A 6,674-nucleotide genomic window follows, 5' to 3' on the forward strand; every position below is an offset into this window, starting at 1 on the left:
ATGCGGGACCGCCCGCATCCGGCGCCGTCCGGCCGGTGAGGTGTTCGGTTGTGGAGACCGTCCGACGACGCGAGACTGGGCGCGACAGGACATTCGCGCCGCCGGACGGGGTCTGGGGCCCCGCCGGGGCGGGGCAGGGGGCTGGGACCGCGGCGGGTGCGACGGTCCGGGAGGCCTTCCCTCTGGTCGAGAAGGCGGTCCCGGGACCTTCACCACCGCACTGGCTCGCAGCCGCCGCGGTCCTCGCCCTGACCGCGCGGGCCGTCCGGCGACCACCCCTCATCCGGGTCGCCCGACGCCCGCGCGGGGCGTTGCGCGTCCGGGTCCCGACCTCCCCGTCAGGACTCCGGACGCGGCTCGTGGTCAGTCCTCGCGCAGGGCGCGGACCGCCGCCTCCACACGCTTGCCGTACTCGGGGTCGGCGGCGTGGAAGTGCGCGAGGTTCTTCTCGACGACGTCGTTGCGGGAGACCTGCGAGAGGCCGCCGGCGATGGTGGCGACCAGCCGCTCCCGCTCCGCCTCCGACATGACGCGGTACAGCTCGCCCGCCTGGAAGAAGTCGTCGTCCTTGGTGTGCAGCGGGGCCTCGTGGGTGCCGGTGTGCCCGGAGACCGCCAGCGGGGCCGACAGCGGGCGGCCGGTCTCGACCGGGCCGTCGTAGGAGTTCGGCTCGTAGTTCTTGGCGTCACGGCCCTGGGCGTTGGACGCCATGAAGCCGTCGCGGCCGTAGTTGTTCGCGCCGCCCGGCACCGCCTTCGGGGCGTTCACCGCGAGCTGGGTGTGGTTGACGCCCAGGCGGTAGCGGTGGGCGTCCGCGTAGGCGAACATGCGGCCCTGGAGCATCTTGTCCGGCGACGGACCGATGCCCGGCACGAAGTTGTTCGGGGAGAACGCGGCCTGCTCGACCTCGGCGAACACGTTGTCCGGGTTGCGGTCCAGCACCATGCGGCCCACGCGCTTGAGCGGGTAGTCCCTGTGCGGCCACACCTTGGTCACGTCGAACGGGTTGAAGCGGTAGTTGTCCGCTTCGGCCGCCGGCATGATCTGCACGTACAGCGTCCAGGAGGGGTGCACCCCGCGCTCGATCGCCTGGAGCAGGTCGGTCTGGTGCGAGTCCGCGTCGCTGCCCGCCAGTTCGGCGGCCTGCTCGTTGGTCAGGCAGCGGATGCCCTGGTCCGTCTTGAAGTGGTACTTGACGAAGAAGCCCTCGCCCTTGGCGTTCGTCCACTGGTAGGTATGTGAGCCGAAGCCGTCCATGTGGCGGTACGAGGCCGGGATGCCGCGGTCGCCCATCACCCACGTCACCTGGTGCGTGGCCTCGGGGGAGTTGGCCCAGAAGTCCCAGACGTTGTCCTGCTCGGTCTTGCCGGTGAACGGGTCGCGCTTCTGGGTGTGGATGAAGTCGGGGAACTTGATGGGGTCCTTGATGAAGAACACCGGGGTGTTGTTGCCGACGAGGTCGTAGTTGCCCTCCTCGGTGTAGAACTTCACCGCGAAGCCGCGCGGGTCGCGCACCGCGTCCGCGGCGCCCAGGTTGCCGGCCACGGTGGAGAAGCGCACGAACACCTCGGTGCGCTTGCCGACCGTGTTCAGGAAGTCGGCGTGGGTGAAGCCGGTGACGTCGTCGGTCACCTCGAAGTGGCCGTAGGCGCCGGAACCGCGGGCGTGCACCACGCGCTCCGGGATGCGCTCGCGGTTGAAGCGCGCCAGCTTCTCCAGGAGGTGCTGGTCCTGGAGGAGGAGCGGACCGCCGACGCCGGCGGAGGCGGAGTTCTGGTTGTCGGCGACCGGGGCGCCGGACTCTGTCGTGAGCACGCGCTGCGACATCGTGGACCTTCCATGCGGGGGCAGCGGAAACTTGTTTCCGCTTCGTGGAGCCTAGGTTTGGGCGAACAGGACGTCAACAGTTTGTTGAATTCCCGATCGGAGCTGCTGCCGGGGGCGGACCGGGCGGACGCCGCCGCCTGGGCGCGACAGGACAGGTGTCGGCGGCGGCGTCCCCCCGGAGCTGTGGGACCGGCAGGCTGGTGCTGTGGCCGGCGGATCCTCCCCGGTCACAGCACCCGGTCAGACCTGGGCGCCGGAGAGGCGCTCCACGGCCCGCAGCAGGGCCGAGTGGTCCAGGCCGCCGTCGCCCTGGGCGCGCAGCGAGGCGACCAGCTGGGCGACCACGGCGCCGACGGGCAGGGCCGCGCCGACGTTGCGGGCGGCGTCGGTGACGATGCCCATGTCCTTGTGGTGCAGGTCGATGCGGAAGCCGGGCTTGAAGTCCCGGTTCAGGAAGTTGTCCTTCTTGCGGGTCAGCACGGTGGAGCCGGCCAGGCCGCCGTTGAGGACGTCCAGGGCGGCGGCGAGGTTCACGCCGGACTTCTCCAGGAAGACCACGGCCTCGGCGCACGCCTGGATGTTCACGGCGACGATCAGCTGGTTGGCCGCCTTCACGGTCTGGCCCGAGCCGTGCGGACCGCACAGCACGATGGTCTTGCCGAGGGCGTCGAAGATCGGCTTGGCCTGGTCGAAGTCGGCCTGCTCGCCGCCGACCATGATCGACAGTACGGCCTCGACGGCGCCGGCCTCACCGCCGGAGACGGGAGCGTCCAGGACGCGGATGCCCTTGTCCTCGGCGGCCTCGGCCAGGTCGATCGAGGTCTGCGGGGTGATCGAGGACATGTCGATCAGCAGCGCGCCGGCCTTGGCGTTCTCCAGGATGCCGTCCGGGCCGTAGGCGATCGCCTCGACCTGCGGGGAGGCGGGCACCATCGTGATGATCACGTCGGCGTCCTGGACGGCCTCGGCGATCGAGCCGGCCGCGGTGCCGCCGGCGGCGGCGAGGCGCTCCAGCTTCTCCTGCTCCAGCGTGAAGCCGGTGACCTGGTAGCCCGCCTTGATCAGGTTCTCGGACATGGGGGAGCCCATGATGCCGAGGCCGATCCACGAAACCTTGGGAAGAGTGCTCATGACAGGGGTGCCTCTCTGAAAAAACTGTGCTGTGTCGGAAGGTCAGCGGGCCGCGCGGGCCTCGGCCGGCAGCCAGTCGAAGGCCTCGGCGCTCGGCCGGTCGCCCGGCTTGTACTCCAGGCCGACCCAGCCGTCGTAACCGGCCTTCTTCAGCTGGTCGAGCAGCTCCTCCAGGGGGAGGGAGCCGGTGCCGGGGGCGCCGCGGCCGGGGTTGTCGGCGATCTGCACGTGGCCGGTCTTCGAGGCGTACTGCTCGATCACCGACGGCAGGTCCTCGCCGTTCATCGACAGGTGGTACAGGTCCATCAGGAACTTGGCGTTGCCGAGGCCGGTGGCCGCGTTCACCTTGTCCACGACCTCGATCGCGGCGGGCGCGCTCACCAGCGGGCACAGCGGCGACTCGGGCTGGTTCAGCGCCTCGATCAGGATCGTGCCGCCGACGGCGCCGACGGCACGGGCCGCCAGGACCAGGTTCTCCAGGGCGAGCGCGTCCTGCTCGGCGGGGTCCACGCCCTCGACGCGGTTGCCGTAGAGCGCGTTGAACGTGGTGCAGCCGAGCGACCGGCCGAAGGCGACGGCCACGTCGATGTTGGCACGGAACCTCTCCGACTCCGCGCCCGGGATCGACAGCGCGCCGCGGTCGGGGCCCGGGAGCTGTCCGGCGTAGAAGTTCAGCCCGGTGAGCTGGACGCCCGCGTCCTCGATCGCCTTCTTGAGGGCGTCGAGCTCGGACTGCTCGGGGGTGGGGGCGTCGACCCAGGGCCACCACAGCTCGACCGCGGTGAAGCCGGCCGCGGCGGCGGCCGCGGGGCGCTCCAGGAGCGGGAGTTCCGTGAAGAGGATCGACAGGTTGACGTTGAAGCGCTGGTCTGCGAATCCCATCGGGGTCGCGCTCCCTTCCGTTCTTGCAATTCCGTATTACGGAAGTTCGTTTCTGCTTACTGGAAGATTGCCGTCGGGTGTCGGAGCTTGTCAAGAGGGGGCGGGTGGCCGGCGGGCTTCGGGCCGCCCGAGACCGCCCGAAAACCGGCCTTGCGCGTTAGGTTGAGCGCGTGCGATTGAGAGTGGAGTTCACGACCGAGCCCTTCGACCTGGACGAGGCGCCCGCGCACGCGGTGGTGGCCCGCGAGGTCGTCGAGGCCGCCGAACTGGACGCCGTGGACGTCGGCCCCTTCGGCAACACCGCCGAGGGTGGCGCCGACGCCGTCCTCGGCGCCGTGGACGCCCTGCTGCGCAGGAGCCTGAAGGCCGGCGCCACCCGGATCTCGCTCCAGGTCAACGTGATCGGGGAGGGTGATAGGTGAGCGGTCAGGAGCCCTTCATCGCGGCCGTGAAGCCGCTGGTCGACGCGATCGGCGGCGAGCTGCTCCCGCCCGACGAGGCCGGACCCGACGACGTCGTGCTCGCCTGGGACGGGGTGGACGCCGTCGGTGTGCGCCTGCCCCAGCTCGCCGACTCCCTCGACCACATCCTGGCCGCCATGGAGCGCCGCAGGGGCGTGCCGCTCGCGGACCTGGACCGCAGGGCCAAACAGGAGGTCGTACGGGTCCTGGAGGCGCGCGGCGCCTTCGCCGTGCGGCACGGGGTGGAGACCGTGGCGAGCGCGCTGGGCGTCAGCCGCTTCACCGTCTACAACTACCTCAACCGGGAGAAGGAAGGCTGAACAGCCCGGAACGAGAGCGGGGCGGGCGGGTGTTCCAGGGTTTCCTCAGATTTTTCAACAAAGTGTTGACGTGATGTTTCGGAGGGCGTTAGCTATCCGCAGCCCGTTCAGCACACAGGCCGTTCGCGGCCACGGAGGCTCCCGTGACTACGACTTCCACGCCGTCGGGCCTCGCCCGCTTCAACACCCTCCCGGATGCCGCGGCCCGCTCCGCGCTCCTGGAGGCGTGCGCCTCCACGGCATGGGCCGAGCGACTGCTCGCCGCTCGTCCCTGTGCCGGTGCCGAGGACCTCTACGCCGCCAGTGACGCCGCCATGGCCGAGCTGACGGCGGCGGACCTCGCACAGGCCATGGCCGGCCACCCCCCGATCGGCCGCCCCAAGCCCGGTGACCCGACCTCCGCCCGCGAACAGAGCGGCATGGCCGGCGCCTCCGAGGACCTCAAGGCGGAGATGCTCGAACTGAACCTGGCCTACCAGGAGAAGTTCGGCCATGTGTTCCTCATCTGCGCCACCGGCAGGACCGCCGAGCAGATGCGGGACGCGGTCAAGGAGCGGATCGGCAACGCGCCGGAGCAGGAGCGGGAGATCGTCCGCACCGAGCTGGGGAAGATCAACCGTATCCGGCTCGCGCGCCTGCTCGAAGACGCCTGAGCACCCGCTCGAAGACGCCCGAAGAGGAAACCATGAGCACCGAGACCACCGCCTCAGTGTCCACGCACATCCTGGACACCAGTGCCGGCCGCCCCGCCGAGGGCGTCGCCGTCCAGCTCTCCGCCCGTTCGGGCGCAAAAGCGGACTGGCAGACACTCGGCGGCTCCGCGACCGACGCCGACGGGCGGTGCAAGGACCTCCCGGCACTGCCGGAGGGGACCACACACGTACGGCTCGTGTTCGAGACCGAGACGTACTTCGCCAAGAAACAAGCCGCGGCCCAGCAGGACGCCCCCGCGCTCCGGGACAGCGAGAACGGCCGGCCGGTGTTCTTCCCCGAGGTCACCATCGCCTTCGCGGTGGTGCCCGGTGAGCACTACCACGTTCCGCTGCTGCTCAACCCGTTCGGCTACTCCGTTTACCGAGGGAGCTGACCGACACCATGACCCGTTTCGTCCTGGGACAGAACCAGTACGGCAAGGCCGAGAACCGCGTCGTCAAGATCACGCGTGACGGCGACACGCACCACATCAAGGACCTGAACGTCTCCGTCGCCCTCTCCGGCGACATGGAGGAGGTCCACCGCAGCGGTTCCAACGCCAACGTCCTGCCGACCGACACCACCAAGAACACGGTGTTCGCCTTCGCCAAGGAGTACGGGATCCAGAGCGCCGAGGACTTCGGCGCCAAGCTCGCCCGCCACTTCGTGGACGGCAACGAGCCGATCCACCAGGCCCGCATCCGCGTCGAGGAGTACGGCTGGGAGCGGATCGAGACCTCCAAGGGCGGCGCCCGCTTCGTCGGCTCCGACGAGATCGCCCACTCCTTCGTCCGCAAGGGCCAGGAGACCCGCGTCGCGCAGATCACCTACGACGGCCACGGCATCCAGGTGCTCTCCGGGTTCAAGGACCTGACCGTCCTGAACTCGACCAACTCCGAGTTCTTCGGCTTCCTGAAGGACAAGTACACCACCCTCCAGGAGGACTACGACCGCATCCTGGCCACCACCGTCTCCACCTGGTGGCGGCACAACTGGGACGGCATCGACTCGCACGCCCCCGACTGGGACCGCTCGTACAGCGGAGTGCGCAAGCACGCGCTGCAGGCGTTCGCCGAGACCTATTCGTACTCGCTCCAGCAGACCCTCTTCGAGATGGGTGTGCGGGTGCTGAACTCCCGCGACGAGGTCGACGAGATCCGCTTCTCGATGCCCAACAAGCACCACTTCCGCTCGGACCTGTCGCCCTTCGGGATCGACAACGAGGCCAAGGACGGCGCCGTCTACTACGCCGCCGACCGCCCCTACGGCCTGATCGAGGCCACCATCCTGCGCGACGGCGCCGAGCAGCTCATTCCGGTCGACATGACCAACCTCTGACGCGGGACGCGCGCCACCGGCC

General features: G+C 69.8%; 8 protein-coding genes. 5 read left to right on the top strand and 3 right to left on the bottom strand.

Going from position 1 to position 6,674, the window contains the following annotated elements; all coding sequences use genetic code 11:
* Positions 1-363 precede the first annotated feature (363 nt).
* The 3 genes from ACFC02_RS40995 to ACFC02_RS41005 all read right to left on the bottom strand — a co-directional run bounded on the left by ACFC02_RS40995 (position 364) and on the right by ACFC02_RS41005 (position 3,840).
* Complete coding sequence (locus ACFC02_RS40995; protein ID WP_376367869.1) at positions 364-1,827, bottom strand: catalase; 1,464 nt, start codon at positions 1,825-1,827, stop codon at positions 364-366.
* Between the two features lie 240 nt (positions 1,828-2,067).
* Positions 2,068-2,958 (bottom strand): 2-hydroxy-3-oxopropionate reductase, encoded by an 891-nt coding sequence (locus ACFC02_RS41000; protein ID WP_376367871.1) that lies wholly within the window; start codon positions 2,956-2,958, stop codon positions 2,068-2,070.
* 42 nt (positions 2,959-3,000) lie between these two features.
* Positions 3,001-3,840 (bottom strand): TIM barrel protein, encoded by an 840-nt coding sequence (locus ACFC02_RS41005; RefSeq protein WP_376367873.1) that lies wholly within the window; start codon positions 3,838-3,840, stop codon positions 3,001-3,003.
* Positions 3,841-4,010: 170 nt separating this feature from the next.
* Here ACFC02_RS41005 and ACFC02_RS41010 point away from each other — a divergent pair, with 170 nt between their 5' ends.
* The 5 genes from ACFC02_RS41010 to pucL all read left to right on the top strand — a co-directional run bounded on the left by ACFC02_RS41010 (position 4,011) and on the right by pucL (position 6,652).
* On the top strand, positions 4,011-4,262 hold the full coding sequence (locus ACFC02_RS41010) for a hypothetical protein (RefSeq protein ID WP_360972757.1): 252 nt from the start codon (positions 4,011-4,013) through the stop codon (positions 4,260-4,262).
* Positions 4,259-4,621, top strand: a complete 363-nt coding sequence (locus tag ACFC02_RS41015; RefSeq protein WP_376367875.1) for a helix-turn-helix domain-containing protein — start codon at positions 4,259-4,261, stop codon at positions 4,619-4,621. The genes ACFC02_RS41010 and ACFC02_RS41015 overlap by 4 nt, the downstream gene beginning before the upstream one ends.
* A 143-nt stretch (positions 4,622-4,764) precedes the next feature.
* On the top strand, positions 4,765-5,274 hold the full coding sequence (uraD, locus tag ACFC02_RS41020; RefSeq protein ID WP_376367877.1) for a 2-oxo-4-hydroxy-4-carboxy-5-ureidoimidazoline decarboxylase: 510 nt from the start codon (positions 4,765-4,767) through the stop codon (positions 5,272-5,274).
* A gap of 32 nt (positions 5,275-5,306) precedes the next feature.
* Entirely contained in the window at positions 5,307-5,708 is a 402-nt protein-coding gene (gene uraH / locus ACFC02_RS41025; RefSeq protein ID WP_376367879.1) for a hydroxyisourate hydrolase, read from the top strand.
* 8 nt (positions 5,709-5,716) lie between these two features.
* Positions 5,717-6,652, top strand: coding sequence for a factor-independent urate hydroxylase (pucL, locus tag ACFC02_RS41030; RefSeq protein ID WP_376367881.1), 936 nt, complete (start codon positions 5,717-5,719; stop codon positions 6,650-6,652).
* Positions 6,653-6,674: the final 22 nt, after the last annotated feature.

Source organism: Streptomyces sp. NPDC056160 (assembly GCF_042268205.1).
In the GTDB taxonomy this organism is placed as follows: Bacteria; Actinomycetota; Actinomycetes; order Streptomycetales; family Streptomycetaceae; genus Streptomyces.

What these genes read in the sequence shown, in the direction of transcription:
- ACFC02_RS41005 (WP_376367873.1), bottom strand. Translation starts at nt 3,840, where the DNA reads ATGGGATTCGCAGACCAGCGCTTCAACGTCAACCTGTCGATCCTCTTC.
- ACFC02_RS40995 (WP_376367869.1), bottom strand. Translation starts at nt 1,827, where the DNA reads ATGTCGCAGCGCGTGCTCACGACAGAGTCCGGCGCCCCGGTCGCCGAC.
- uraH (WP_376367879.1), top strand. Translation starts at nt 5,307, where the DNA reads ATGAGCACCGAGACCACCGCCTCAGTGTCCACGCACATCCTGGACACC.
- pucL (WP_376367881.1), top strand. Translation starts at nt 5,717, where the DNA reads ATGACCCGTTTCGTCCTGGGACAGAACCAGTACGGCAAGGCCGAGAAC.
- ACFC02_RS41000 (WP_376367871.1), bottom strand. Translation starts at nt 2,958, where the DNA reads ATGAGCACTCTTCCCAAGGTTTCGTGGATCGGCCTCGGCATCATGGGC.